This window comes from Demequina capsici, assembly GCF_032102965.1.
GTDB lineage: Bacteria > Actinomycetota > Actinomycetes > Actinomycetales > Demequinaceae > Demequina > Demequina capsici.
The window spans coordinates 2166352-2192897 of sequence record NZ_CP134880.1 but is presented as its reverse complement, the minus strand read 5'-3'; the positions used below and the strand labels follow the sequence as shown (position 1 = coordinate 2192897).

General features: G+C 70.0%; 17 protein-coding genes. 9 read left to right on the top strand and 8 right to left on the bottom strand.

The features are described from left to right. On the bottom strand, positions 1-2739 hold the full coding sequence (locus tag RN607_RS10480; protein WP_313542498.1) for a hypothetical protein: 2739 nt from the start codon (positions 2737-2739) through the stop codon (positions 1-3). A gap of 170 nt (positions 2740-2909) precedes the next feature. On the opposite strand from RN607_RS10480, the gene RN607_RS10475 reads away from it, so the two are divergent. From RN607_RS10475 to RN607_RS10465, 3 genes are read left to right on the top strand one after another with little or no spacing between them, the layout of a single operon-like run. After that, positions 2910-3908, top strand: coding sequence for a hypothetical protein (locus RN607_RS10475; protein WP_313542496.1), 999 nt, complete (start codon positions 2910-2912; stop codon positions 3906-3908). Beyond that, positions 3905-4882, top strand: a complete 978-nt coding sequence (locus RN607_RS10470; RefSeq protein WP_313496955.1) for a DUF8094 domain-containing protein — start codon at positions 3905-3907, stop codon at positions 4880-4882. Before RN607_RS10475 ends, RN607_RS10470 begins: the two co-directional genes overlap by 4 nt. Positions 4883-4899: 17 nt before the next feature. Further along, complete coding sequence (locus RN607_RS10465) at positions 4900-5826, top strand: tetratricopeptide repeat protein (RefSeq protein ID WP_313542494.1); 927 nt, start codon at positions 4900-4902, stop codon at positions 5824-5826. A 22-nt stretch (positions 5827-5848) separates the two neighbouring features. Here the strand turns inward: RN607_RS10465 and RN607_RS10460 are convergent, their stop codons facing one another. From RN607_RS10460 to RN607_RS10430, 7 genes are all read right to left on the bottom strand, one after another. Continuing rightward, complete coding sequence (locus tag RN607_RS10460; protein WP_313542492.1) at positions 5849-6691, bottom strand: hypothetical protein; 843 nt, start codon at positions 6689-6691, stop codon at positions 5849-5851. 40 nt (positions 6692-6731) lie between these two features. Continuing rightward, positions 6732-7337 carry a DUF6318 family protein gene (locus RN607_RS10455; RefSeq protein ID WP_313542490.1) on the bottom strand — a complete coding sequence of 202 codons (606 nt, stop codon included), beginning with the start codon at positions 7335-7337 and terminating at the stop codon, positions 6732-6734. 62 nt (positions 7338-7399) lie between these two features. After that, on the bottom strand, positions 7400-9565 hold the full coding sequence (gene glgB / locus RN607_RS10450; protein WP_313542488.1) for a 1,4-alpha-glucan branching protein GlgB: 2166 nt from the start codon (positions 9563-9565) through the stop codon (positions 7400-7402). Positions 9566-9715: 150 nt separating this feature from the next. Continuing rightward, positions 9716-11716, bottom strand: coding sequence for an alpha-1,4-glucan--maltose-1-phosphate maltosyltransferase (locus RN607_RS10445; RefSeq protein WP_313542486.1), 2001 nt, complete (start codon positions 11714-11716; stop codon positions 9716-9718). Positions 11717-11816: 100 nt separating this feature from the next. Continuing rightward, positions 11817-13973, bottom strand: a complete 2157-nt coding sequence (gene glgX, locus RN607_RS10440) for a glycogen debranching protein GlgX (RefSeq protein ID WP_313496947.1) — start codon at positions 13971-13973, stop codon at positions 11817-11819. Positions 13974-14043: 70 nt separating this feature from the next. Continuing rightward, entirely contained in the window at positions 14044-16815 is a 2772-nt protein-coding gene (locus RN607_RS10435; protein WP_313542484.1) for an alpha-L-rhamnosidase, read from the bottom strand. Positions 16816-16919: 104 nt separating this feature from the next. Then, positions 16920-17510 carry a TetR/AcrR family transcriptional regulator gene (locus tag RN607_RS10430; RefSeq protein WP_313542482.1) on the bottom strand — a complete coding sequence of 197 codons (591 nt, stop codon included), beginning with the start codon at positions 17508-17510 and terminating at the stop codon, positions 16920-16922. Positions 17511-17619: 109 nt separating this feature from the next. Between RN607_RS10430 and RN607_RS10425 the strand changes: the two genes are divergently transcribed. The 6 genes from RN607_RS10425 to pgmB all read left to right on the top strand — a co-directional run bounded on the left by RN607_RS10425 (position 17620) and on the right by pgmB (position 26546). After that, positions 17620-19167 carry an ABC transporter substrate-binding protein gene (locus RN607_RS10425; RefSeq protein ID WP_313542480.1) on the top strand — a complete coding sequence of 516 codons (1548 nt, stop codon included), beginning with the start codon at positions 17620-17622 and terminating at the stop codon, positions 19165-19167. A gap of 70 nt (positions 19168-19237) precedes the next feature. Further along, positions 19238-20179: an ABC transporter permease gene (locus tag RN607_RS10420; protein ID WP_313496939.1), complete on the top strand. Its 942-nt coding sequence runs from the start codon at positions 19238-19240 to the stop codon at positions 20177-20179. After that, the gene (locus RN607_RS10415) at positions 20176-21969 is read left to right on the top strand and encodes an ATP-binding cassette domain-containing protein (protein WP_313542478.1); all 1794 of its coding nucleotides are present in this window, start codon (positions 20176-20178) and stop codon (positions 21967-21969) included. Before RN607_RS10420 ends, RN607_RS10415 begins: the two co-directional genes overlap by 4 nt. Next, on the top strand, positions 21966-22826 hold the full coding sequence (locus tag RN607_RS10410) for an ATP-binding cassette domain-containing protein (RefSeq protein WP_313542476.1): 861 nt from the start codon (positions 21966-21968) through the stop codon (positions 22824-22826). The genes RN607_RS10415 and RN607_RS10410 overlap by 4 nt, the downstream gene beginning before the upstream one ends. Positions 22827-22881: 55 nt before the next feature. Beyond that, positions 22882-24117 (top strand): family 1 glycosylhydrolase, encoded by a 1236-nt coding sequence (locus tag RN607_RS10405; RefSeq protein ID WP_313542474.1) that lies wholly within the window; start codon positions 22882-22884, stop codon positions 24115-24117. Then, positions 24114-26546 (top strand): beta-phosphoglucomutase, encoded by a 2433-nt coding sequence (pgmB, locus tag RN607_RS10400; RefSeq protein WP_313542472.1) that lies wholly within the window; start codon positions 24114-24116, stop codon positions 26544-26546. The genes RN607_RS10405 and pgmB overlap by 4 nt, the downstream gene beginning before the upstream one ends.

Below are 26546 nucleotides of genomic sequence, written 5' to 3'. Positions count from 1 at the left end.
TCAGGCGTCCGCGCCGGACTTCGCTGCTGCGGCGTCGGCTGCAGCAGCCTGGCTCAGCTTCTGAGCCGCGGCGAGGTTGGAGACAGGATCGTTGCCGAGCAGCGACCGGAGGTCGTCCAGGTAGGTCGTGATCGACTCGCGCTGACGGTTGAGCTCCTCGACCTCCTTCGATGCCATGGTGCGCTCTCGCTCCGCGTCGGACACGGCTTCGGAGATGATCGTCTCGGCGTGCTCGCGTGCGTCGCTGACGATCTCGTCGGCGTTGTTGCGGGCGTTCGTGAGGAGAGTCTGCGCATGCGCCTCGGCCTCGCGGCGGACCACCTCGGCACGCTCGATCGCCGCAGACAGGCGGTCCTCGGCCTCCGCGGCCCGCACCTTGGCGTCCTCGACCATGGCGGCGTTCTCAGCGGTCGCCTCGGCGTGCAGCTGGTTGAGCGACTGCTCCGCGGCCTCGCGGCGCTGTGCGATCTCGAGCTGCAGGTCCTCGCGGGTGCGGCGGGCCTCCTCGCGAGCGGACTCGGCGTCGGTGTGCGCCGTGGCGCGCAGCTGCTGCGCCTCGGCCTTCGCCTGCTCGACGAGCAGCCGTGCCTCGGCGCGGGCGCTGGCGAGACCGGTGGCCGCCTCCTCCTCGGAGCGAGCCCGCAGCGTGTTCGCCTCGTTCGTCGCGGCGGTGACGATGTCCCGTGCCTGTGCCTGGCCCGCATTGAGCGCCTGCTCCGCGTCCTGCTCGGCTGCGTCGAGCGCCGACTGCGCGCTCGCCCTGGTCGCGGCGGCGTACTTGTCGGCCTCGGTCCGGGTCTCGCGGTCGTACGTCTCGGCCTCGTCGCGCACCTGCTGGGCGTCGACGCCCGCCGTCGCGCGCAGCTCGTCCGCATAGGCGTCGGCCGCGGTGCGCTGTGCCTGCGAGTACTTGTCGGCTCCGGCGCGTGTGTCTCGGCTGTACGCCTCCGCCTCGGCCGCGGTGGCCTGCGCCTGGGCGTCCGCCTCGGTGCGAGCGGCCTTCACGTAGTTGTCGGCGTCGGCGCGTGCGGCATCCACCTCGGCGCCCAGCGCGACGCGGGTGTCGCGGACGTAGGCGTCGGTCTCGGCGCGGGTCTCGCGGCTGTAGAAGCTGGCCTCGGCGCGGATCGCGTCGGCCGCCGACTGCGCCTCGGCGCGCGTGTCCCGGCTGTAGACGTCGGCCTGGGCACGCACCGTCTCGCTGTACGAATCGGCCTCGGCGCGCGTGTCCCGGCTGTAGAGGTCCGCCTGCGCCTTCACCGACTCGGTGTACGAATCGCCCTCGGCGCGCCTGTCGCGAAGGTATCCGTCGGCCTGCGCCTTGGTGGACTCCGCGTACGTGTCCGCCTCGGCGCGCGTCTCGCGGACGTACGCGTCGGCCTGCGCCTTGGTGGACTCCGCGTACGAGTCCGCCTCCTGGCGCTTGTCGCGCAGGTAGCCCTCGGCCTGGGTCCGCATGCCGTTCGCGTAGCTGTCGGCCTCGGCGCGGGTGTCGCGGCTGTACACGTCCGCCTGCGCACGCGCCGAGTCGGAGTAGGTGTCCGCGTCGGTCGTCACGCGCTCGGCATGCTGGTCCGCTTCCGTGCGCACGCTCCGCGCGTACGCGGCGGCCTCGGACGACACCTGCTCGGCGTGCGCGTCGGCCTCACCGCGGGTGGTCCGCGCGTAGGTGTCCGCTGCCTCGCGCACCGCACCCGTCTCGGAGGCGAGGGCCGCGCGGGTCTCCTTGGCGTACGTGTCGGCCTCGGCGCGGGTCTCCTTGCCGTACGCCTCGGCCTCGGCGCGCAGCGCTGCGATCTCACGGTTGCCCGCCTCGTGGAGCGCGGCGACGTCGGCGTCGGCCTGGGAGCGGATCCCGGCGGCCTCCTCGTTCGCGGCACGCACCGCGGCCTGACCCTCGGCGCGCAGCGCGGCGGCCTCGTTGTCAGCGGAGTTGCGGATGTCGGCGATCTCGGCGTCGGCGCTGGCGCGCAGCTGCGCGATCTCGGTCTCGTGACGCGACCGCTCCGCGCGGGCGGCCTCGAGAATCCCCTCCGCCTCGCCGCGCATCTGCTCGGCGGCCGCGGCGGCCGACGTGGTGGTGGTCTCGGCCTCTGTGCGGGCGGACTCGACCAGCTCGGTCGCCTCCCGCTGGCTCGTCACGCGCATCTCCGTGGCCTCGCGCTCGACCGTGGCGCGGATGGTGTGCAGCTCGCGGTCGACGGAAGCCTTGCGCTCGGACGCGTCGCTGTCCGCCGTGGAGACGATGCGCTCGGCCTCGCGCTTGGCGCGTTCCGTGATCTCGCCGGCGTGGCGCTCGGCTGCGTCACGGGCGGACAGCGCGTCGTTCTCCGCCGCGGTGCGCACCTCCTCCGCCTCACGACGGCTCTGCGCCAGGATCTCAGCGACCTCGTTGTCTGCGCGCGCGCGGATCTGCTGCGCGGCGACGTTGGCGCGGGCGACCGTGTCCTGCGCATGGGTGTTCGCACGCGCCACGACGTCGGACGACTGCTCCTCCGCGGACCGCAGCAGCTGCTCCACGCGCGCGCCGAGGCCCTTGTACGTGGGCTGCTCCGACTCGCGCAGCGAGCGGGACGCCTCCTCAGCGGCCTTGGCGGCCTTCGCGGCCTCGGAACGGGCGGACTCCGCCTCCTTGCGAGCCGACGACGCCTCATCCTCCAGCCTGGCGATGTGAGCGGCGACCGCCTCGCGGTCGAAGCCGCGCATGGTGATCGGGAAGGGGAGGTTGTCCTCGGCCATGCTGGGGGGTCTCCTTGTGCACGGGGCGTTGTGAGCAGGTGCGCGGGGGCGCGCAGCAGCACCCCCAGGGTAGTGCGGTGCCCTCAGAAGTGACAAAGCGGTCAGAGCCGATGTGTCACCTTTCGGCCTCATCTCCTACAGTGATCAGTGGAAAGTAGGAGGAACCCCCTGTGAGATTGCGGACAACTGCGCTGATCGCAGGCCTGCTCGGCGTGATCGTGCTGATCATCGGGCTGGTCGCGAACACGCAACGGCCTGACACGGCCGTGACGGTCCCCGCGACCGTCGACACCGCCGCCGTGGTGGTGCCCGCTGACATGCTGGCGTTCGGCGGGGACGGCCGGTACGCGGTGGATGGCACGGGCACCGTGCATGCGTTCTCCGTGCTCCCGAGCGACCTCGAGGCGTGGTCGGCGGACAAGTCGATCACCTACGTGACGGGCATGCCTACGTGGGAGGAGCTCACGACGACGCTCCAGGAGCCTGCGCCGTCGCCCAGTCCCTCGGCGTCGGGATCCGCATCCGCCTCCGCCGAGCCGACCTCCTCGCCCAGCCCGTCCGCCTCGGCCGACGCAGGCCCCGCCTACGAGTCGCTCCTCACCGGATCGAGCGACCTCTGGCGGGACAGCTGGACGGGAACGGATCGCGTGTCGGTGCGGGCCTCCGCGGTGGACCCGGGCCTCGCCCTCGTGTTCGTGTCCGACGACGGCTCGCCGCTCACCTCCGTGGACCTCAAGATGTCCCGCGCCGTCAACGACGCGTGGATCGCGCCGCTCATCGTGTGGGGTGCGATCCTCACCGCGATCGGCCTTGTGGCGCTCGCGATGCTGATCATCGACGTCCGGCCCGTGCAGGCCCGCGCCGAGGAGTGGATCGCCCACCGCCAGCGCATCGGCACCGGGGACGAGGGGCCGAAGCCCGGCTCCCGCCGCGCACGACGCATGGAAGGGGCTGCGGTCCCTGAGGCCGAGCTGACGCAGGAGCCCGATGCCGTGACTGACGACGCGACGCCCGCGCCTCAGGCGAGCGCTCCTGCGCCGGACGCGGCCGGGCAGGCCACGTCGGAGCCCGCCGCGCCCGAGCCGTACTGGTCCACCCCCACGCCCACCACACCCGACGACTCCGACTTCCTGCCGCCCGCGCAGGACGACGGCGAGGAGGACCGATGAGGCGCGCTCTGTTCGCCGTGACCGCGGCCGCGGCCGCCCTCGCTCTGGCGGCGTGCACGCCGGACGTGCCGCAGCCGTCCGTGGCCGCCTCCATCGAGGAAGGCGCCGCGCTGCAGGATGCCCAGGCGCAGAGCGTGATCGATGCGACCTTCGAGGAGCTCGACGCAGCCGATGCCGCTCTCGATTCGTCGATGCTCGGCGACCGTGTCTCAGGGCAGGCGAAGGCCGCGCGCGACGCCCAGTACAAGCTCAAGAAGGCCGACGGCAGCGTGGCGCTCACGGACATCCCGTCCCAGATGCAGGCCGTCTACCTGCCCGCGGCGGGCGAGTGGCCGCGCATCATGGCTGCCGTGACCGAGCAGCCCGGGGACGACCTGACGCCTGTGGTGCTGGTCTGGGTCCAGGACTCGATCTCCGACGACTACACGCTCGTCGGCTGGGCGCACATGGTTCCCGGCGCGGCGCTGCCGTCCATGCCCGGAGCCGTCACGGGCACCGAGGTGCTTGCGCTGGACACGTCGACGCTCGACCCGTCGCCGAGCGCGGCGTACTCCAACTACCTCGACCTGCTCCGGGCAGGGTCGGACTCCGACCTCGCCAGCCAGTTCTCTGCGGACACCTACCGTGAGCGGCTGTTCGCGGCCCGGACCGAGTTGACGAAGACCGCGCAGGAGTCAGGCGGCACGTTCGTCGACACGATCGAACCGAACATGGACGCCACCTACGCGATCTCGACCGCGGACGGCGGAGCGCTCGTGCTCGCGCCGCTCCAGGTGCGCTCGGCGATCACGGTGAAGGACGCCACGATCATCGTCCCTGGTTCCGAGCAGCCGCTCGTCGAAGGCGAGATCAAGGACCAGCTGACCCACACCTATGACGACTACCTCGTCATGTACATCCCTGGACCCGGTGCCGACGGCCTGCCTGGCGTCGTGGCCGCCGACCACTCGCTCGTCAAGCTCAGCGCCAGCTGACCCCACGGAGGTTCCGCGTGACCGAAGCACCGCTGCCCGACTCCGCCCTGCGCGGAGCAGTCGATCTAGCTGCGCTCGCCCGCGCGCGTGAGGCGGAGCGGACCCGCGCGGAGCGTGCCGCCTCCGGCGCGCCGAGCGCCGTATTCGTGACGGAGCAGAACCTGCAGGCAGTCGCCGAGCAGTCGATGTCGGTGCCGGTGGTGATCGTGTTCACGTCCTCCGCTGCGCCAGCGAGCGAGACGCTCGCGCTCGACGTGGAGCGGCTCGCCGCCGAGCTGGGAGGCTTCCTGCCGGCACGCTGCGACGTGGACGTGGAGCGGGGCATCGCACAGGCGTTCCAGATTCAGGCGGTGCCTGCCGCGATGGCGCTGATCGGCGCGAGACCGGCGCCGCTGTTCCAAGGGTCCGCCTCGGAGGCACAGTTGCGGGAGGTGCTGGGCCAGGTGCTTCAGGTGGCGGCGCAGTCCGGTCTGGGCGGGCCTGCGCCTGCGTCGGAAGGGGCTGACGGCGCGGAGCCCGCGCCCGAGCCGCTTCCGCCGCTTCATCAGGAGGCGTACGACGCGATCGAGCGCGGCGACATGGATGCTGCGGTGGCCGCGTACGACAGGGCGCTGGTGGAGAATCCGAAGGATGCCGACGCGCGCGCGGGCAGGGCTCAGGTGCTGCTGCTGAAGCGCACGCAGGGCGCGGACCCTCAGGCGGTGCGCGCTGCTGGCGCGGCCGCGCCTGAGGACGTGCAGGCGCAGCTGGCCGTGGCCGATGTCGACATGCTCGGCGGGCAGATCGATGATGCTCTCGGGCGGCTGCTCGACGTGGCGTCGCGGGTGTTCGGCGACGACCGCGACGCGGTGCGCGCCCGCCTGGTCGAGCTCTTCGATGTGGTGGGCGCCCAGGACCCGCGCGTGGTCCAGGGGCGCCGCATGCTGGCGGCGCTGCTGAACTGATCGCCCCGGATCTGTCGTGTGGTCATTTGTTGAGGCAGTGGCCGTTGAGGTCGCAGTTGACGAGGTGGCTGTGGGGTGAGTAGACGGTGAGGGTGCGGGGGGTGGAGGTGCTGGTGATGGTGCCGTTGATGGTGGTCCAGGTGTTGCCGTTGATGCTGTAGGTGCCGGTCCAGGTGGTTTGCAGGGTGAGGTCGACGTTGCCTGTGACGTAGAGGTATTCGTGGCTGACGGTTTGGTTGGGGTAGGGGGTGCCGGGGTCGGTGGTGGTGGTGGTCTTTCCGTCTCCCCAGGTCCATGTGTAGGTGGTGGGGGTGGCTCGGATCTGGATGGGGATGCCGAGGAGGGTGTCGTTGATGGTGATGGGTGTGGGGTCGACGTAGACGATGGTGGGCAGGGTGGAGTAGACCCAGTCCTGGTCTGGTTGGACGGTCAGGGGTGGGACGCCGGGGTCGAGCTGCGCCCACTCGGTGAGGATCAGATCGTCGATCGTGGGCCCGCCCGTTGGATTGTCCGGGCAGCCGTACCAGGTGAGCATCTCCCAGTCGGTGGACTCGCCGGTATCTGTGTGCACCCAGCGTGCGAATACGGGCCAGCTTGGCTCCACATCGGCGGCACAGACGAAGACGGCGGTGCCGTTCGCAGGGCAGGCGGCGAATCCGGTGACGGGGTCTTCGTTGAGGCAGTCGACGGAACGCGTTTCACGGGTGCGGTTCGCGGCGCTGCCGGCCGGCAGTCCCGACTTGCTGATCTCCTTCTGAATGCCTACGTCGAACTGGGCGCTCTCGTCGCGCGCCTTCGCGTCGATGGCGGACCATTCCTCGTCAGCTTTGGCACTTGCGGCGGCAGTGAGGATCGCGAACATCATGGTTCCGAGGCATAGCGCTGTTCTTCCAGCCAACCTGACGCTACGCATCTTCGACGTACACGCCGTTGATCCGCCACACCGTGTCAGTCCTCGTCAGGAGGAAGCTCATGACGAAGACCCCGGGATCCGATGAGCCCGCGCTGCGGCCCGCCGAATCTACGTACTCGAACCTGCTCTGCGAGACCGGGATCTGGACATGTGCGTGTCCGTCGTCGTCCATCACCGCTTGTAACTGAGAGAGATCCGGACTCAACGTACCGGCAGACAGGCGCTCGCCCGTCTCGGCTAGGTGGTCAACGTCGGCGACGACGTCCGCACAGAAGCTGCATGTCGGAAGAGACATGGCGCGCAGTACGCGTGCGTCCGCCGCCATGAGAGCTTCGGGGTAGGCGCTGACGAAGTACTCCGCAGTCGCCATCGCGCCTGCCACGTCGTCGCGTGCAGCGTCCGCCGGCATCATCGCCAGCAGTTCGTCGTCGGTGAGGGCCGTCGCGCTGGGCGAAGGCGCAGCGCCGGCCGCGGCAGTCGCGGCCGCCGCGGTGGAAGACGGCGACTCGGTCACGATGGCATCCGAGCCGGCGCAGCCAGCGAGGGCGAGCGCACCTGCCAGAAGTATGGGTGGAAGTGTCCGGATCGTCCCCGTCATGCGGCGACCCTAGCGTGCAGACGTACGGCGGGGCCGTGAGGTCAGCGCACCTGTGGAAGCCGTCAGCCTACGGGTCGGAGGATCACGGCGCCGAGCGGCGGCACCCTCAGCGTGGTGCTGTGCTGCCACCCGCGGTGGGGTGAGCCGTCGGCATTCACCTGGCCCAGGTTGCCCACTCCGGAGCCGCCGTAGGCTTCGGCGTCGGTGTTCAGGACCTCGTCCCATGCGCCTCCGCGCGGCAGCCCGAGCCGGTAGCCCTCGTGAGGCACGCCGGCGAAGTTCACGATGACGGCCACGGGCGAGCCCGCGTCGTCGAAGCGAAGGAACGCGATGACGTTGCGCTCGGAGTCGTCGGCGTCGATCCACTGGAAGCCTGCGGCCTCGCTGTCGCGTTGCCACAGCGCGGGCGTGGAGCGGTACAGCAGGTTGAGGTCGCGAAGCATGGTCTGGATGCCGCGGTGCAGCGGGTCGTCGAGGTGCCACCAGTCGAGCGAGCGTCCCTCGGACCACTCGGCGGCCTGGCCGAACTCGGTGCCCATGAAGATCAGCTGCTTGCCGGGATGCGTCCATTGGTAGGCGAGAAGCCCACGGACCCCTGCGGCCTTCTGCCAGGCGTCACCAGGCATGCGGCCGTGGATGGATCCCTTGCCGTGCACCACCTCGTCGTGACTCAGCGGGAGCGTGAAGTGCTCGGAGAAGGCGTACATCAGCGAGAACGTGAGCGTGTGGTGGTGGTACGAGCGGTGGATCGGCTGCTCGGACACGTAGCGCAGCGTGTCGTTCATCCAGCCCATGTTCCACTTGAGCCCGAAGCCCAGGCCGCCCGCGTTGGTGGGCGCGGTGACCCCGGGCCACGCTGTCGACTCCTCGGCGATCATCACGATGCCGGGCGCGGTGCGGTAGGCCGTGGCGTTCGCCTCCTGCAGGAACGCGATGGCGTCCAGGTTCTCGCGCCCGCCGTGCACGTTGGGGCGCCACTGGCCGGGCTGGCGTGAGTAGTCGAGGTAGAGCATGGACGCGACGGCGTCCACCCGAAGGCCGTCGGCGTGGAACTCGGTGAGCCAGTAGACGGCGTTGGCGACGAGGAAGTTCCTGACCTCGGCGCGGCCGTAGTCGAAGATGAAGGTGCCCCAGTCGGGCTGCTCGCCGCGCAGGGGGTCAGGGTGCTCGTAGAGTGGGGTGCCGTCGAAGCGGCCGAGCGCCCATTCGTCCTTGGGGAAGTGGCCCGGCACCCAGTCGAGGATCACACCGACGCCTGCCTGGTGCATGCGGTCGATGAGGTAGCGCAGGTCGTCGGGCGTCCCGAACCGTGCGCTCGCCGCGTAGTAGCCCGTGACCTGGTAGCCCCAGGAGCCGCCGAACGGGTGCTCCATGACGGGCATCATCTCGATGTGGGTGAAGCCCAGGTCCGTGACGTAGTCCACGAGCTCGTCGGCCATCTCGCGATAGGTGAGGCCCTGCTTCCAGGACCCGACGTGCACCTCGTAGACGCTCATGGCGGAGCGGTGGGGCTCGGCGGAGGAACGCGCTGCCATCCACGGCTCGTCGTTCCACTCGTAGACGCTCTCGGTGACCACCGATGCGGTCTGCGGCGGCACCTCGGTGCGTCGCGCCATCGGGTCGGCCTTCTGGCGCCACTGGCCGTCCTTGCCGAGGATCTCGAACTTGTAGACGGCGCCCTCTCCCAGCCCAGGGACGAACAGCTCCCAGATGCCGACCGAGCCGAGCGACCGCATCGCGTGGCCGCGGCCCTGCCAGTGGTTGAAGTCGCCCACGAGCCTGACGGCGCGCGCATTCGGCGCCCAGACAGTGAACGACGCGCCGACCACGTCGCCGAGCACGGAGGGGAAGCGTCGGACGTTGGCGCCGAGCACGGTCCAGAGGCGCTCGTGACGTCCTTCGCGGATCAGATGAAGGTCCAGCTCGCCGATGGTGGGGAGGAACCGGTACGGGTCGTCCTGACGGATCGGTTCGCCGTCGTAGGCGACGTGGAGGCGGTAGTCGGGGGCCTCGGTGCCGGGGATGGTCGCGACCCAGACGCCGTCGGCCTCGTGGGTCGCGGGCCAGCGTCCCTCCAGAGTCTCGAACTCGACCGTCGACGCGAGGGGGCGGAGCGCCCTGATGGTGACGCCGGCGTCGGACACGTGCGGCCCGAGCAGCGAGTGGGGATCGTGGTGCCTTCCCTGCGCGATGTCGGCCAGCAGTGCAGGGTCATGACCCTCAGGCATCCGTCGCCTCCCTTCCGTTCGCGGGGCGCGGACGCCGCACGTGTCGGCGAGCGCCGCCGCCGATGGCGGTCCCGTGCTGTCGAGCGTAGGGCATGCTCGAAGCACGGGATGAGGACGCGCGTCCCGGCGCGCCGGGCGCGATCGCGGCGGTCATGAGCGCACCGCCGCGACGTGCGACATGGACGTCGCCGGGTCCAGGCGGACGTAGAAGTCCCTGGCCCAGGTGAAGGTCGCCCCCGACAGGAGGTCGTCGACCAGCAGGCGCGCGTCGGGCTCGAACCCCAGCGCCTCCATGTCCAGCGAGACGACGCCGTCCTGCACGTGGTGCGGGTCGAACGAGACGACGACGATCACGGTGTCGGCACGCCCCGTGGGGGACTCGTCGGCATTGAGATGCCTGGTGAAGCACAGGATCTGGTCGTTGCTGGTCCTGTGCACGGTGAGGCCGCGCAGGCGTCGAAGCGCCGGATGCGCCGCACGCGCCGCGTTGAGGGTGGTGAGCAGAGTGACGATCCCGTGGTCGTCGGCACGGCTCCAGTCGCGGGGCTTGTACTCGTACTTCTCGTTGTCGATCTGCTCCTCGACGCCGGGGCGGGGGATGTTCTCCACGAACTCGTAGCCGGAGTAGATGCCGAACGACGGCGATCCGGTGGCGGCGAGCACGGCACGCGCGCGGTACTGGGGAGCGCCGCCATGCTGCATGTCAGGCGTGAGGATGTCGTGCGTGGTGGGCCAGAAGTTGGGACGCATGTAGTACGAGCCGTCGCCCGCGAGCTCCTCGAGATACTCGCCCATCTCCTCCGCCGTGGGGCGCCAGGTGAAGTAGGTGTAGCTCTGGTGGAACCCGACCTTCGCGAGCGTGTGCATCATGGGCGGCCGCGTGAACGCCTCGGACAGGAAGATCACCTCGGGATGCCGCTCGGCCATGTCGGCCATGAGCCACTCCCAGAACTCGAGCGGCTTGGTGTGCGGGTTGTCGACGCGGAACAGCGTGACACCCGCGTCGATCCACACCTGGAGCACGTCACGGATCGCCTCGCGCAGGCCGACTGGGTCGTTGTCGAAGTACAGCGGGTGGATGTCCTCGTACTTCTTGGGCGGGTTCTCGGCGTAGGCGATGGTGCCGTCGGAACGGACCTTGAACCACTCGGGATGCTCCTTGACCCACGGGTGGTCGGGGGAGCACTGGAGGGCGATGTCGAGTGCTACCTCGAGACCGAGCTCGTTGGCCCGCTGCACGAAGTTCCTGAACTGCCGCATCGTGCCGAGCTCGGGGTGGACCGCGTCGTGGCCACCTGCGGCAGAACCGATCGCGTACGGGCTTCCAGGGTCGCCGGGCTCGGCGGTCAGCGAGTTGTTGCGCCCCTTGCGGTGGGTGAGGCCGATGGGGTGGATGGGCGTCAGGTAGACGACGTCGAAGCCCATGGCGGCGATGCCGGGCAGCCGCTTCGACGCGGTGAGGAAGGTGCCCGACGTCCACTCGCCGGTCCGCTTGTTGAGCTTGGCGCCTTCGGAACGCGGGAACATCTCGTACCAGGCGCTCGCGAGCGCACGCTCGCGCTGCACGACCAGCGGATGCTCGGCGGACGACGTGACCCCGTCGCGCACCGGGTGCGCACGCATCACGGCCAGCAGGTCGTCGGTGAGCGCGGCGGCGAGCGAGTCGGCGGGGGAGAGGTCGCCGCCTGGCGTGAGCGTGAGCCGCGCCGCTTCGAGCACGGCGCGCTGGCGTTCGGTGAGCGCCTTGTCGGCCATCGCCCTGCCGAGCAGCGCCACACCGTCGCCGAGCGTCAGCTCGACGTCCACCCCCGCAGGGATCTTCTTGGAGGCGGTGTCCATCCAGGTCCCGAAGGGGTCCGCCCATCCTTCGATGTGGAACGTGTAGCGGCCCGTGGCCTTGGGCATCAGGATCGCCTGGAAGGTCGCGAGACCGTGGTTGACCTCGTCCATCCTGAGACGCAGCGTCCGCCCGTTCGGCTGGGTCACGACCGCCGTCGCGGCGACGGCGTCATGGCCCTCGACGAACACGGTGGCCTGAAGAGGGACGGCCTCGCCTACCACTGCCTTGACGGGCCAGCGTCCCTGCTCCAGCGTCGGGTGGACATCCACGACCGGGATTCGTCCGATGGGCTTCTCACCTGGAAGGGCCATGCTCCGAACCTACCGTGATCGGGCTGTCCTGAACACCGCGACGGCCTGCGTGACGGGGCATCCGCGGTCGGTTCGTCGGACTTCTGACGATGTGTTCCGGTCAGTCGACCTGCGACAGGTAGAGCCGCATCGCCATGGGCTCCATCGAGATCGTCTCGCCGGGCTCGCACACGTCCGGCTCCATGTCCCGCACCGAGTCCCAGGCGCTGTCCCACGCATAGACCCACGGCGCTCCGTCGTCCGGAGGGACCGTGACGTCCATGGGACCGCGGGAGCCGTTGATGATGATCAGCGCGTCGGCTTCGCGAGGATCCTGGAGCGAACGCATGAACTGGACCGTGCGGGTGGCAGGGTCCTCCCACCAGTCCTCGTCCTCATGCGTGCCGTCGAACTGGAACCAGGCGGCCTCGGCGCGGAACGACGTGTCGAGCAGCACCTCCTCGACCGCGGCGTAGAAGCCGCGCGGGCGCAGCACCCTGTGCGCTCTGCGCAATGCGATGAGCATGGCGATCGAGTCGCGCAGGTCCTGCTGCCACGGCTCCAGCCTCCAGTCGAACCACGACAGCTCGTTGTCCTGGCAGTAGGCGTTGTTGTTGCCGCGCTGGGTGCGGCCCAGCTCGTCTCCGCCCAGCAGCATCGGGGTGCCTGCGGCGAGCAGGGTGGTGCCCAGCAGGTTGCGGATCGAACGGCGACGCGTGGTCCCGATCGTGTCGTCGTCCGTGGGGCCCTCGACGCCGTGGTTGTACGACCGGTTGTTGTCCGTGCCGTCCCGGTTCTCCTCGCCGTTCGCCTCGTTGTGCTTGCGGTCGTAGGCCGTGAGGTCGTACGCCGTGAAGCCGTCGTGGGCCGTCACGAAGTTGATGGAGGCGATGCAGCCGCGCATGCCTGGCGGCTCGCTGCGCGAGAACAGGTCCGACGACCCCGCGAGCCGGGTCGCGAGCTCCGGTGCCGTGGGGTGGTGGCGGCTGCCGTGGGCGCCCGCTCCCGTGGTGAGCCAGAAGGACCGCACCGAGTCGCGGAAGCGGTCGTTCCACTCGGAGAACGGCTGCGGGAAGTTGCCCACCTGCCAGCCGCCGAGGCCCACGTCCCAGGGCTCGGCGATCAGCTTGACGCCGCTCAGCACCGGGTCGGTCACCAGGCCCACGAGGAACGGATGGTCGGGCGTGAACCCCTGCCCCGTGCGGCCCAGCGTGGCCGCAAGGTCGAAGCGGAAGCCGTCCACGCCCATCTCCGTCACCCAGTAGCGCAGCGAGTCCAATGCCATCTGCGTCACCCTGGGGTGTCCGAAGTCCAGCGTGTTCCCGGTGCCGGTCACGTCGTCGTAGTGCTGCGGCGAATGCGCCTGCGTCCGGTAGTAGGTGAGATTGTCGAGGCCGCGCCACGACACGGTGCGGTCGCCCCAGCCGCCCTCGCAGGTGTGGTTGTAGACCACGTCGAGGATCACCTCGAGGCCCGCCTGGTGAAGCAGGTCCACCATGCCGCAGAACTCGTCCTGCACCGCCTGCGCGCCGGCCTCGCGCGCCGCCGCGGTCGCATAGCCCGGGTGCGGGGCGAAGAAGCTCATGGTCGAGTAGCCCCAGTAGTTGGTGAGGCCGTCGCGCTCAAGGTGCGGCTCGTCGGCGAACGCGTGCACGGGCAGCAGCTCGACGCTGGTGACGCCCAGATCCTTCAGGTGCGCGATCGCCGCAGGATGCGCCAGCCCGGCATACGTGCCGCGCAACTCGTCGGGCACGTCGGGCATCGTCTTGGTGAAGCCCTTGACGTGCACCTCGTAGATGATCGAGTCCTCGAACGGCACATGCGGCAGGGGAGTCTGCCATTCGCCTGACGGAGGAGCGGTGACCACGGAGCGCGGCACGAACGGCGCGGTGTCGATGTCCGCGCGGTTGGACAGCAGCGCCTTCGCGCCCGGCTCAGGGGAGCGCGCCAGGCGACCCTCGACGCCGCGACCGTACGGGTCCAGCAGGAGCTTGTGCGGGTTGTAGCGGTGGCCCTTGCGCGGCTGCCACGGCCCGGTGGCCCGGAACCCGTACTGCGTGCCCTGCATGATCGCCGGGATGAACGCATGCCACAGGCCGTGGTGGGGACCATGCAGGGGGTAGCGGGTCTCCGAGCCGTCGGCATTGAACACGCAGAAGTGGACCGCCGTCGCGTGGGCGGCCATCACCCCCACCGTGACGCCGCCCTCGACCAGGTGCACCCCGAGGCGGTGAGGCGTGGGAGAGGGTGTCGTCTGAGGCAATGGGGCGATGCTCATGTGCTCATTCTGCCCATGCGATGGCGCAAGGTGTCCCCGCCGCCCCGTTCAGGGACGACGGGGACATGCCTCACAGCACGGTCAGTCGCGCGTCCAGGGCCGCCAGGACGTGCGGCGGCACGCCGAACAGCACGTCGGCGAGCGCGCTGCCCTCGGTCCACGACGTGCGGCCGATGAATCCCGCGAGGTATCCCTCGGAGAACGTGCCGAGCTCGTCTCGGATCGCTGCGATCGCCCGCGGGTCGTCGATCAGCGTCGCGAGGTCGGTGCGCAACGAGTACGGGCCGGACGGTGCGACCGCAGCCGGCGCCGTGCACGAGAACGTGTGCGCGCCCGGGCCGACCTCGACGGGATCGCGTCCCGGGAGCTCGACTGTGGCGCGCGCTCCCGCGGGCACGGTGGCGTCGACCGTCAGCTGCTCCGACTCGAGCCGCCACTCCACCTTCGCCTCGCCGTGTGGGGTGCGCTGCACGGTCCGCGCCCAGTCGATGCCCGCCACCGGGGTGGGTGCGATCCGCAGCACGCGTCCGCCCGGTTCGGCGAAGGACAGCCCGGCCAGCGACCGATGCAGCCATTCCGCGACGGCGCCGAGCGCGTAGTGGTTGAAGCTGGTCATCTCGCCGGGGTTGATGGACCCGTCCGGAAGCATCGAGTCCCAGCGCTCCCAGATCGTGGTCGCGCCCATCGACACCGTGTAGAGCCAGGACGGGTTGTCGGTCTGCAGCAGCAGGCGTCCGGCGGCGTCGGCGTGACCGGTGGACGACAACGCCTCGAGGATGAGCGGCGTGCCGACGAAGCCGGTGGAGATCCGGTAGCCGGTCGCGCGCACCCGTTCGGCGAGGCGGGCGCCGAGCGCGGAACGCATCTGCGGGTCGGTGACCAGGTCGAAGCCGAGCGCGAGCGCGTAGGCCGTGGGTGCATCGGACATCATGCGGCCCGCGGGGGTCACGTAGGCGTCACGAAAGGCGCTCGCGACCTCCTGGGCGATCCGGCCGTACGCGACCGCGTCGTCGTCGTTCCCCAGCAGTGCGGCCGTCTGCGAGACGATGCGCGCGGACCGGAAGACGTAGGCGGTGGCGACGATGTCGCGAGAGACCTTCGACGCGCCTGGCTCGTCCGGCGGCGCATCGGGGTCCAGCCAGTCGCCGAACTGCATGGACCCTTCCCACAGGCGGTCGTCGCCTGCCAGCGCGACGAGCCGGTCGGTCCACGTGCGCATGGACGAGTACTGGTCCGCCAGGACCTGCAGGTCGCCGTAACGCTGCCACAGGGTCCACGGGACGATCGTCGCCGCGTCGCCCCAGGCCGCGGTCGCGTGAACCTCGTCCGCGAGCGCGTCGGGGATCACGAACGGCACCAGGCCGTCGTGCGCGTCCTGCTCCAGTCTCAGGTCCACGAGCCAATCGGCCAGGAAGCCGTCCACGTCGTGCAGGATGGCGGCGGTGGGGGAGAAGACCTGGATGTCGCCGGTCCAGCCCAGCCGCTCGTCGCGCTGCGGGCAGTCGGTGGGCACCGACAGGAAGTTGCCGCGCATGCCCCACACGACGTTCTCGTGGAGGCGGTTCACCAGCGGGTGCGAGCATGCGAAGTCGGCGGTGGGCCGCATGTCGCTGTGCATGACCTGCGCCGTGATGGCGGACGGGTCCAGCTCGCCGAGCCATCCGGTGACCTCGGCGTACCGGAAGCCGTGGAACGTGAAGGTCGGCTCCAGCGTGGCGGGGCCGCCCGGGAGCGTGAAGGTGTCGGTCTGCGTGGCGCCGCGCAGCGGGCGCATGCCCATCTCGTCGTGCTCCAGCACCTCGGCGTGACGCACCGTGATCACGGTGCCTTCGGGGCCGTCCGTCTGGATCCGGAGGCGGCCCACGAGGTTCTGGCCGAAGTCGAGGACGGTCGCTCCCGACGGGGTGGTGAGGACCTCGCGCACGGGGAGCTCCCGGGTGACGCGGACGGGAGGGGAGAGCTTCTGCTGAGGGACGAGCGCGACCTCCTCGACGGCGACGGGCTCCCAGCCCTCGGCCGAGGCGCCCGCGCGGTCCCATCCGTCGATCGCGTGGCGCAGGTCGACCGTCTCGCCCTTGTAGATCGACGAGTCGATGATGGGGCCGTCGCCTCGGGCGTGCCAACGCGGGCCGGTGGTGAAGACCTCCTGCGTGCCGTCGGCATACGTGACGTGCAGCTGCGCCGCGTACGACGGCTGGTCGCCGTAGACGCGTCGTCCACGGCCGAAGAAGCCGTACTGCTCCGTGCGCCAGCCGCCGCCGAGCGAGGCCCCGACGACGTTGACCCCTGCGGTGAGCAGCGAGGTCACGTCGTGCGTGTCGGCGACGAGTCGCTTGTCGTACGACGTCCAGCCCGGTGCCATCTGGTGGTCGCCCACGCGGACGCCGTTGATGGACGTGACGTGCGCGCCGATCGCGGTCACGTGCAGGACGGCGTCGGTGGGGGCGTCCTTGAGGAGCAGCTCGCCTCGCAGCAGGGCCGGCTGGGCGATGCGGTCCGGGTTCGCGAGGCAGATGAAGTCGGCGGTCCAGTCGGCGGGGTCCAGCAGGCCGGCGCGGACCTCGAGCGGGGCGCTCCAGCCGGTGACGGTGCCGTCCGCCAGCCCGGCGCGGATCTGGATCCTGCGGCGTTCTCGCGGTGCGAGCGGCGCGAAGGGCCATGCGGCTCCTGCGCTGGCGCCGTCGTCGATCCGGTGGGTGGAGCCGGCGTCGTCGCGGAGCTCGGTCCAGGACGCTGTCGGGTTGCCGGCGGGGGTGGTCCAGGCGAGCGCGGGGGCGGGGCTTGCGGCCGTCTGCGTGCCCTCGCGGGCCAGCTTCAGGTCTGGGATGCGGCGGTCGGTCATGGGCGTCCTCTCGTGGCGGCGCGCGTCGCTGCGGCGGCTTCGGGACACGGTACGTCGCGTCGCAAAATTCTTCAAGTGCTAAGGTTTTTATCCGTTGTGAACGGTCACAGCGGCACGGTGAGGAACTGCTGCATGTGGATCTGCGCGCCCTTGGCCATGTCGATCTCGTCGAACCCCGACAGCCACATGAGCTGCAGGCCCTCGGTGACCGCGATGCTGCTGAGCGCCGCAGCGTGGGGGTCGACGCCCTCCTTGAGCAGTCCGAGGCGCTGCGCCTCCTCGAATGCGGCCTGTGTCCCGCCGAGGACGCGGTGGAAGCGGCGCTGGAAGTGTGCGTGCGCAGGGTGGTCCGGTGCTGTCGCCTCGGCCGCGATGACCGTGTAGAGCCTGATCAGGTCACGCTTCTCGTGGTTGCGACGGGAGATCTCGACAAGTCCTCGCAGGAACTCGATGTCGCGCCGCCCTGACAGGATGTCGAGCGCCGACTGGTCGCGCCGCTCGAACACCGCCTCGAGCATCGCGAGCTTGCTGTCGAAGTGATGCAGCAGGCCCGGTTGGCTCATGCCGACCTCGCGGGCGATCTCGCTGACCGTCGCGCCGGTGAAGCCCGAGCGCGAGAACACGGTGAAGGCGGCGTCGAGGATCTCCTCGCGCCGCCTCGCGCTCTTGGCGTACTCGCCGCGTTGCCCTGCCACGACGCCGAGCGTATCAGAACCGTTATCAAAAATCTTTGCATGTTTAGATTTTGCGTGTTAGCGTCGGCTCAGCGTCAGAGTTGACGCGACCTGAGGAAGGGAAGCAACGATGCTCCGCACAGTCAAGGCCGGCGCCCTCATCGGCGCCGCCGCACTCGCCCTCGCGGCCTGCTCGTCGGGTGGGACCGACGGCTCCACCGCCTCGTCCACCGCATCCGGAGGCACCGGACACGCGGCCAAGCTCACGATCGGCGCCGTCGTCGATGTCTCCACCTGGGCCGCCCAGGACTCGTCGTGGGGCAACGCCGCGACCTACTACATGGCCGTCTACGACACGCTGGTCCGCGCGGCCGCCGACGGCACGATCGAGCCGGCGCTGGCGACCGACTGGTCCTACGACGACTCGATGACGGTCCTGACGCTGAACCTTCGCGACGACGTCACGTTCACCGACGGGTCCGCGCTCGACTCGCAGGTCGTGGTCGACAACCTCACCCGCTTCCAGACCGGCGCCTCCGAGAACAGCGGCAACCTCGCCTCCATCGCCGACGTGACCGCGGTGGACTCCGACACCGTCCAGATCACGCTGTCCGCCCCCGATCCCTCCCTGCTGGACTACCTCAGCCAGAACTCGGGCCTCATCGAGGCCGAGTCGGCCTTCACCGCGGACGACATCCAGACCGTCCCCGTCGGCTCCGGCCCCTACATCCTCGACTCGGCGGCGTCCACCATCGGCTCCACCTACACGTTCACCGCGAACCCCGACTACTGGGATCCGGAGAGCAAGCACTACGACACCGTCGTCATCAACTACTACGCCGACGCGAATGCTCTCACCAACGCGCTCCGCGACGGCCAGGTGGACATCGCGAACCTCAACTCGACGTCGCAGATCCCTGACGCGGAGAGCGCCGGCTACACCGTCAACACTCAGACGCTCAACTGGAAGGGCCTCATCCTCGCGGACCGCTGGGGAGTCGTCGACCCGGCGCTCGCCGACGTGCGCGTCCGTCAGGCGATCAACTACGCGCTCGACCGCGAGGGCCTGCTGCAGGGCCTCGAGTCCGGTTACGGCGAGGTGACGGACCAGATCTTCGGCACCGGCACCACCGCGTACGACGCCTCGCTCGAGGACTACTACACGTACGACGTCGACAAGGCGAAGCAGCTGCTCACCGAGGCGGGCTACCCGGACGGCATCACCATCACCATGCCGCTCAGCGGGTTCGTCCCCGAGGCCGAGGCCCAGCTGATCGCGGGCAACCTGGCTGACGCAGGCATCACCGTCAATTACGAGCAGGCCGGCGAGTCGTTCATCAGCGACCTGCTGGGCGGCAAGTGGGGGGTCTTCGAGTTCGGTCTCAACCAGGAGGCCGTGTCGTGGAGCACCTACAAGCTCGCCGTCGCCCCCGACTCGGCCTGGAACATCTACCACCAGACCGACGACACTCTGCAGGCCCTCGCGGACCGCATGCGCCTCGGTGGCGAGGACGGCGACGCTGCCGCACAGGAGATGAACCAGTACCTCGTGGAGAACGCCTGGTTCGCGCCGTTCTACCGGTACGTCAACGCCGTGGTCACCACCGATGGCACCGCGGTCACGCTGAAGAACGGTCAGGCCGCGCCCAACCTGTGGGACATCGTCCCGACCGCCTGATCCCCGCCATCGCCGGCGGGGCGGGAGCCCCCACCCGCCCCGCCGGCACCCCACCCCAAGGAGAGTCATCGTGCTCGGATTCGTCGGAAGACGCATCGTCACAGGAGTCGGTCTCATCGCCACCCTGGCGACCTTGACCTTCTTCCTGCTGCAGTTCGGAAGCACCGACACCGCGCGGCGCATCGCCGGCCAGGCGGCGACCGAGGACGCCGTCAACGTCGTCAAGGAACGGCTCGGGCTGGACCAGCCGGTGCTCGTCCGCTTCTGGGACTGGGTCACCGCGGCCGTCCACGGCGACTTCGGCAAGTCCTGGTTCTCCGGCCAGGACGTGGTCGAGGCGGTGACGACCCGCATGCAGGTCACCGTCACCCTCGCCGTCGGCTCCGTGGTCCTCACCGCGCTCATCGCCGTCGTCCTCGGTGCGCTCGCCGCGACGCGTCGCGGCTGGCTCGACCGAGCGGTCCAGGTCCTGTCCGTCATCGGCCAGGCGATCCCCGGCTTCCTCGTCGCCTTGGTGCTCGTCCTCATCTTCGCGATCCGGCTCGACTGGTTCCCCGCGACCGGCTACACCAAGCCCAGCGACGACGTCGGGCAGTGGCTGCTATCCATCGCGCTGCCCATCACCGCGCTCACCATCGGCTCGATCGGCGGCGTCGCCCAGCAGGTGCGCGGCTCGATGCTCGACGCGTTCGAGCGCGACTACGTCCGCACCCTGCGCAGCAGGGGTCTCCCGCATCGCACGGTCGTGTACAAGCACGTGCTGCGCAACGCCGCCGGCCCCGCGCTCAGCATCCTCGGCCTCCAGTTCGTGATCCTGCTCGGCGGCGCCGTGATCGTCGAGCAGCTGTTCTCGATCCCCGGCATCGGGCCGGCCGCGCTGTCCGCCACCTCCCAGGGCGACATCCCCGTCGTGATGGGCATCGTCGTCCTCACAGGACTGATCGTCATCCTCGTCAACACCCTCGTCGACGTCGCTCAGGCGTGGGTCAACCCGAAGGTCCGACTGTCATGAGCTCCGCCACCGCGCCCGCCGCCGACTCCCGCGCCCCTCGCGCGGGGCTGTTCAAGCGCCTGATCACGCATCCGCTCGGAGGCGTCTCGATCGTCTTCTTGAGCATCATCGTCGTGATCGCGATCGTCGGGCCGTTCCTCGCGCCCTTCGACCCGTCGCAGACCGACCTGAAGATGATCTTCGCGCCGCCAGGCGGCGACTACCTGCTCGGAGGGGACAGCGCCGGGCGGGACATCCTCTCCCGCCTGCTCGTCGCCACCGGCTTCTCGCTCGCTGGCGGCCTGCTGGTGGCCGCGGTCGGCACCGTCATCGGCGTCTCGGCCGGTCTCGTGGCCGGCTACTACGGTGGCTGGATCGACACCCTCGGGTCGTGGTTCACCGCACTGACCATGTCGATCCCGTCGATCATCGTGCTGATCGCAGCGAGGTCCGTGATGGGTCCGTCGATGTGGTGGACCATGACGATCTTCGGCATCTTCATCTCGCCCGTGTACTACCGGGTGGTCTACAACTCGGTGCGCGCAGTCAGGAACGAGCTGTACGTCGACGCCGCTCGCACCTCTGGCCTGGGCGACGGCAGGATCATCGGACGTCACGTCCTGATGGCGGTGCGCGCGCCCGTCATCCTGCTGACCTCCGGCACGATCGCCGCCGGTATCGGCATGCAGGCGGGCTTCGACTTCCTAGGGCTCGGCGACCCGAACACCCCCACGTGGGGTCAGATGCTCAACGAGGGCTTCTACAACATCAACCGTGCGGGGCAGCTGGTCCTGTGGCCGGCGCTCGCTCTGGGCCTCACCATGATCTTCCTGACCCTGCTCGGCACCGCGCTGCGCGACGAGCTCGAAGGCACGTCCGACGTGCGGCGCGCTAAGGGTCAGATCGCCTGGGCCCTCGAGGCCTCCGCGCCGGAGATCGTGCGTCACGAGGACGCGGCCGAGGCGGACGCCGTCCTCACGGTCACCGACCTCGCCGTCGCCTACCCCGCAGGTGACGGCTGGGCCACGGTCGTGAAGGGCGCCAGCCTCGAGGTCCGTCGTGGCGAGACGCACGGCCTGATCGGCGAGTCCGGCTCCGGCAAGACCCAGACGGCCTTCGCCGTGCTCGGCCTGCTTCCCAAGGGCGGCAAGGTCATGGCCGGGTCGATCGTGTTCGATGGCGAGGACCTCACGGGCGTGTCGGACGCTTCCATGAACACCTTCCGCGGGAGCCGCATCGCGTACGTCCCGCAGGAGCCGATGTCCAACCTGGACCCCGCCTTCACGGTAGGCGTCCAGCTCACCGAACCGTTGCGCAAGGTGCTGGGGATGTCCAAGGAGCAGGCGCACGAGCGGGCGATGTCGCTGCTCGACAAGGTCGGGATCCCCGACCCGAAGCGGGTGTTCCGCTCCTACCCGCACCAGCTGTCGGGCGGCATGGCGCAGCGCGTCCTGATCGCGGGCGCGGTCGCGTCGCACCCCACGCTGCTCATCGCAGACGAGCCCACCACCGCCCTGGACGTCACCGTGCAGGCCGAGGTGCTCGATCTGCTCCGCGACCTGCAGGCGGAGCTCGGGATGGCCGTGCTCATCGTCACCCACAACTTCGGCGTGGTCGCCGACATCTGCGACCGGGTGTCGGTCATGCGGCAAGGCGTGATCGTCGAGACCGGTCCCACCCAGTCCGTGTTCGACGACCCGCGCCACCAGTACACGCAGTCGCTGTTCGAGGCGATCCCGACGGGAGCGCCGCGGGCCCCGCTGCCAGGGGCCGCCAGCACCGGCACCCTCGGAAGGGAGACGCTGTCATGACGGAGCCTCTGCTCAAGGTCGACGACCTGGTCGTCGAGTACCCGGGCCGCGGCATGCGCGCCAAGCCGATCCGGATCGTCCACGGAGTCAGCTTCGACATCAAGCCCGGCGAGACGGTCGGGCTCGTAGGAGAGTCAGGCTCCGGCAAGACCACGATCGGTCGCGCGCTCCTGGGCCTGGTCCCCGTGGCGGGAGGGGCGGTCACGTTCGCGGGGGAGGACATCAGCCACCCCACGAAGCGGCGCCGTCGCGAGCTCACCAGGGACATCCAGGTGGTGTACCAGGACCCTTACTCGTCGCTCAACCCGTCGCTGACGATCGGCGACTCGCTCACCGAGCCGATGATCATGCGCAGGACGTCGAAGGCGGAGGCCAACGCGCGCGTCAAGGAGCTGCTCGACACCGTCGGGCTGCCGGCGGACGCCGCTCACCGCATGCCACGAGAGTTCTCCGGCGGTCAGCGGCAGCGCATCGCGATCGCCCGTGCGCTCGCGCTCGACCCCAAGCTGATCGTGTGCGACGAGCCCGTCTCGGCGCTCGACCTGTCGACCCAGGCCCGCGTCCTCGAGCTGTTCCTGGAGATCCAGGAGCGCACCGGCGTCGCCTATCTGTTCATCTCCCACGACCTCGCAGTCGTGCGAGAGATGTCCCACAGGGTCGCGGTGCTGTACCGCGGGGAGCTCGTGGAGTGGGGCGACGGAGACACCGTCACTGCCACCCCGCAGCGCCCGTACACCCAGCGTCTGCTCCTTGCGTCCCCCGTCCCCGACCCGCTCGCGCAGCAGCAGCGGCGCGCAGACCGGCTGCGCCTCAAGGAGATCCAGGCCCAGCAGCAGGAGCAGGCCGGGGCCGCCTGAGCCTCGCATCGATGTGGGCGTCGAGCAGGTCGGCGCCACGGAAGGAGCACCACCCATGGCAAGCGTGAGCATGCCCACCGACTTCCTCTGGGGAGTCGCCGTCGCAGGACACCAGATCGATGGAGGCGACACCACGTCGGACACGTCGTTCCTCGAGAACGTCGAGCCGACGGTGTTCGTCGAGCCCTCCGGCGCGGCATGCGGAAGCTGGGAGCGCTGGCCCGAGGACCTTGACCTCGCCGCGGGGCTCGGTCTCAACGCCTACCGCTTCTCCGTCGAGTGGTGCCGGATCGAGCCCGACCGTGGCGTGATCGACGAGTCCGCGCTCGACCACTACGAGGCGATCATCGACGGCTGCCTGGACCGGGGGCTGGCACCCGTCGTGACCTTCAGCCACTTCACCGCGCCTCACTGGTTCGCATGCCGTGGCTCGTGGCTTGCGCCCGAGGCCGCCGCTGACTTCGCACGCTTCTGCGACCTCGTGATGGAGCGCCTCGGGGACCGGATCGCGATCGCAGTGACCTTGAACGAGCCGAACCTTCAGCGGCAGCTCGCGGGGGGCTTCCTCCCGCCGCAGGCATGGGAGGGACATGCCGTGACGCTCGACGCGGCGTCGAAGGCCGCTGGCGTGGAGCGATACCGCGCCGGCAACGTGCAGCGCCTCGACGAGCTCGAGCTCTTCGAGGACGCGTTCGAGCGGGCGCACGTCGCCGCGCGCGAGGCCATCAAGGCCCGCCGGCCCGACCTTCCCGTTGGGCTCTCCCTGGCCGTCGCCGACGAGTTCGCCCTGCCGGGCGGCGAGGCGGCCCGCGACAAGGTCCGCGAGGAGTGCTACGGCCGGTGGCTCCGGCTGGCGGAGGACGACGACTTCGTCGGAGTGCAGAACTACGAGCGCATCCTGTACGGGCCGGAGGGTCGCGTCGCCACGCATCCCGGGCAGCAGGAGGTCGAGCCGCTCTCGCTCGCCGGAGCGGTGAGCTACTGCCATGAGGTGTCCGGCGTGCCCGTGCTGGTCAGCGAGCACGGCATGAACACGGAGGACGACGAGGCGCGCTGCGCATTCCTCACCGCGGCGCTCGCGGGCCTGGATCGGGCGATCGCCGACGGCGTGCCCGTGCTGGGCTACTGCCACTGGTCGCTCCTGGACAACTACGAGTGGATCTTCGCGTTCGGACCCAAGTTCGGGCTGCATGCGGTGGATCGCGTCACGCTGGATCGCTCTGCGAAGCGCTCCGCTGCGGTCTTCGCGGCTGAGGTCGCACGCCGATCCTCGCAGGTGGCGCGACGATGACCGGTGCTGGCACCTCGACCGGCATGAGGATCGCCAGGGCGGCGATCTTCGACCTGGACGGGGTGCTCGTGGACACCGCGGTGCACCACTTCGCGGCGTGGCGGGCCATGGCCCAGGGCCTGGGGTTCACCCTCGCCGACGAGGACGAGGAGCTGCTCAAGGGCGTCGGCCGGATGGACGCGCTGCGGATCGTGCTCGGACTCGGTGGCGTCGAGGTGTCCGACGAGGAGGCGCTGCGCCTGGCCGCGGAGAAGAACGCGCAGTATGTGAAGGCGATCTCCATGCTCACTCCGGATGACATGCTGCTGGGCGCGCTCGAGCTCCTTCGCGACCTGAGGAGCCGAGGGGTCCCCACGGCGCTCGGCTCCGCGAGCCGGAACGCCCCTCTGATCCTCGACAGGCTCGGCATCCGTGACCTGCTCGACGTCATCATCGACGGCTCGGTGGTCTCTCAGGCAAAACCGGACCCCGCCGTCTTCCGTGCAGGCGCCGAGGCGCTCGGCGTCGCCGCCGAGGACTGCGTCGTGTTCGAGGACGCGATCGCGGGCGTCGAGGCTGCCCATCGCGCTGGCATGACGGCGGTGGGCGTGGGCGACGCGACGGTGCTCGGCGAGGCCGACGTCGTCATCCCCGGTCTGCATGCGGCCGGCTCGCTCGCCGACCACGGCATCACGTTCGAGGGCTCGCCTGCGACGAGCCTCAAGGAGGAGACCATGTCCGACATCGCCCCTGTGCGCCTGGGGGAGGCGCCGTTCCACCTCGACGCAGACGCGCAAGCCTGGGTCGCGTCGACGCGAGACGCGATGACGCTCGAGCAGAAAGTGGGGCAGCTGTTCTTCCTCATGGCGAACGACCCGGCGGGCGTGGATGCGGACATCGCGATCTCGCAGCCTGGCGGCTTCATGCGTCGTGGCGCGCCTGTCGAGGAGGCGGTGAGCCTGAACCGGCACATCCACGCCGCGAGCTCGGTGCCTCCCCTGATCGCGGGCAACCTGGAGAACGGTGCCGACGGCGCGAGCTTCATGGCTACGCAGGTGGGCACGCCTCTGCAGGCCGCGGCGACGGGAGACGACTCGTGCGCCTACCGGATGGGGGAGGTCGCGGCGGTCGAGGGCCGTGCTCTGGGCGTGACGTGGGACTTCGCGCCGATCATCGACATCCAGCTCAATCCGCGCAACCCGATCGTCCTCAATCGTGCATTCGGCTCGGACCCGGACCGGGTGCGGCGCATGGGCGTCGAGTTCGTCAGGGGCCTGCAGGACAACGGCGTGGCCGCGTCGGTCAAGCACTGGCCGGGCGACGGGGTCGACGACCGCGACCAGCACCTGCTGACCTCGGTGAACTCGCTGAGCGTGGACGAGTGGGAGGCCACGTTCGGCGCTGCCTACCGGGCCTCGATCGAGGCGGGCGCGTTGTCCGTGATGGCCGCGCACATCGCGCTCCCCGCCTACTCGCGGGCGCTGCGGCCCGGCATCGCGGACGAGGACATCATGCCCGCGTCGCTCGCGCCCGAGCTGACCACGGAGCTGCTGCGCGAGCACCTGGGCTTCAACGGCGTCGTCATCACCGACGCGTCCCTCATGGGCGGCATGCTGATGAGGATGCCGCGCGCCGCGCTGGTGCCCGCGTCGGTGGCCGCGGGCTGTGACATGTTCCTGTTCACGCCCGACTACGCGACGGACCACGCGCATATGCTCGAAGGCGTGCGCAGCGGCGTCATCTCCCAGGAGCGGTTGGATCAGGCGGTCACCCGGGTGCTCGCGCTGAAGGCGGCGCTGGGGCTGCACGCCCCCGAGACCCCGGAGGAGCGGGTGCCAGGACTGGACGGCATCGACACCGACACGCATCGTGCCTGGTCGCGGGCCCAGGCCGACGCGGGCATCACCCTGGTCAAGGACAAGGAGGCGGGGCTGCTGCCGCTGGACACGGTGCGACACAGGCGGGTGCTCGTGTACTCGCTGCGCGGCATGCTGTCCTTCACCGGTCCGGCCGAGCGCTTCACCGCGCAGCTGAACGAGCGCGGATTCTCCGCGACGCTGTTCGAGGACGGCCCTCCGGGGTCGACGATGTTCACGCGCGTGGGCGTCGACGGAGGCGTCAACGGCGCCGAGCTGCTGGAGGGCTACGACGCGGTGATCTACGTCGCGGACGTGCAGCCGCGCTCCAACGAGACCGTGGCTCGCGTCCACTGGGCGCCTTTCACGGCGGGCAACCTGCCGCGTCACCTCACCGAGCTGCCGACCCTGTTCGTCTCTCTCGGCAGCCCGTACCACCTGCAGGACGTGCCGTTCGTCCGCACCTACGTGAACGCCTACGCGGCGAACGACGAGACGGTCGACGCGGTGGTCGCCAAGCTGGTCGGCGAATCCGAGTTCCGTGGCGTGAGCCCCGTGGACCCGTTCATGGGATACGAGGACGCTCGGTGGTGA